1 protein-coding gene is annotated in these 1,523 nt (G+C 70.2%); it reads left to right on the top strand.

Going from position 1 to position 1,523, the window contains the following annotated elements; translation table 11 throughout:
• Positions 1–66: 66 nt before the first annotated feature.
• Positions 67–1,515 carry an IS66 family transposase gene (locus ABGB21_RS36810; RefSeq protein WP_347681762.1) on the top strand — a complete coding sequence of 483 codons (1,449 nt, stop codon included), beginning with the start codon at positions 67–69 and terminating at the stop codon, positions 1,513–1,515.
• Positions 1,516–1,523: the final 8 nt, after the last annotated feature.

Below are 1,523 nucleotides of genomic sequence, written 5' to 3'. Positions count from 1 at the left end.
GTGACTGATCAGGTGCTCGTCGGCGGGTTGGTTTGACCTGCGCCGTCTGGTCTGGATCATGGTGGGGTGTCCGGAACGCCATCCGTCGTGGAGCTGCTTGAGCGGCTTGCCGGCTTGGAGGCGCGGATCGTTGAGTTGGAGCGGGACAACGCCGGGTTGCGGCGGGAGAACGCGGTGTTGCGGGCGGAGAACGCGGACCTGCGGGCTCGTCTCGGGCAGGACTCGTCGAACTCGTCGCGGCCTCCGTCGTCGGACGGCCTGGGTAAGCCGGCGCCGAAGTCGCTGCGTCAGCGGTCGGGTCGGCGCCCGGGTGGGCAACCCGGTCATGAAGGTCGCACGTTGCGGCAGGTCGCTGATCCGCACGAGCGGATCGAGCATGAACCGGTCGCGTGTGGCGGATGCGGTGATGGGCTGGCGGCGGCGCCGGTGACTGGGGTGGCTGCCCGGCAGGTGTTCGACCTGCCGGACATCGGTGTGCGGGTGACCGAGCATCGGATCGTGTCGCGGCGGTGCGGGTGCGGGCAGGTCACTGCCGGCCGGGCTCCGGACGGGGTGGACGCCCCGGTGCAGTACGGGCCGCGAGCCACCGCGGCTGCGGTGTATCTGCAGCAGGCGCTGTTCGGGGCGCAGGCGCGCACCGCGCAGGCGATGGCGGATCTGTTCGGGGTGCCGATGTCGGTTGGCGCGGTCGCCGCCGCTCACGCCCGCGCGGGGGACGCCCTCGCCGATTCGGAGTTCGTCGACCAGGTCCGTGACGCGTTGACCAGCGCGCCCGTCGTTCATGCCGACGAGTCCGGGCTGCGGGTCGCCGGCAGGCTGCACTGGGTGCACGTGGCCACCACTGGCAAGTACACACTGATCTGGGTACATCCGAAACGGGGCCGGGCTGGGATCGACGCCGGCCAGATCATGGCCTCGATGGCCGGGATCGCCGCGCACGACGCGTGGGCCCCGTACGACACCTACACCCCGGCCGGACACCAGTTGTGCTGCGCGCACCTGCTCCGCGAACTGACCGCCGCCACCGAACTGGCACCCGAGGCGGTGTGGCCCGGGCAGGCAACCGATGCGCTGCTGACGCTCAAGACCGCCGCTGACACCGCCCGCGCTGCGGGCCGGACCGGGATCGACCCGTCTCTGCTGGCCGAGCAGGCCGGCTTGTTTCGCCAGGCCGCCCTGGTCGCGGTCAAGGACCACCAGAACGAGACATCGAAGACCGGCCGGAAACTGACCGCGCTCGGCCGCCGGATGCGCGACCGTATCGACGACTACCTGCGTTTCGCGGTCGATCTGCGGTCCCCGTTCGACAACAACGCCGCCGAGCAGCAGATCCGCATGGTCAAGATCCGGCAGAAAGTATCCGGGAGCTTACGCACCCTCGACGGAGCCCAGCAATTCGCGCTGATCCGCTCCTACCTCGCCACCGCCACCGCACACGGCCGCAACATCATCAACGCCCTCACCGAACTCGCCGCCGGCCGTCCCTGGCTACCCACCGCCGTAACCACCACCTGATCAGTCAC

The sequence above is a fragment of the Plantactinospora sp. B24E8 genome, assembly GCF_039871735.1.
Classification (GTDB): Bacteria; Actinomycetota; Actinomycetes; order Mycobacteriales; family Micromonosporaceae; genus Plantactinospora.
The sequence above is the reverse complement of the archived record's forward strand: the minus strand, read 5'-3'. Positions and strand labels throughout refer to the sequence as shown.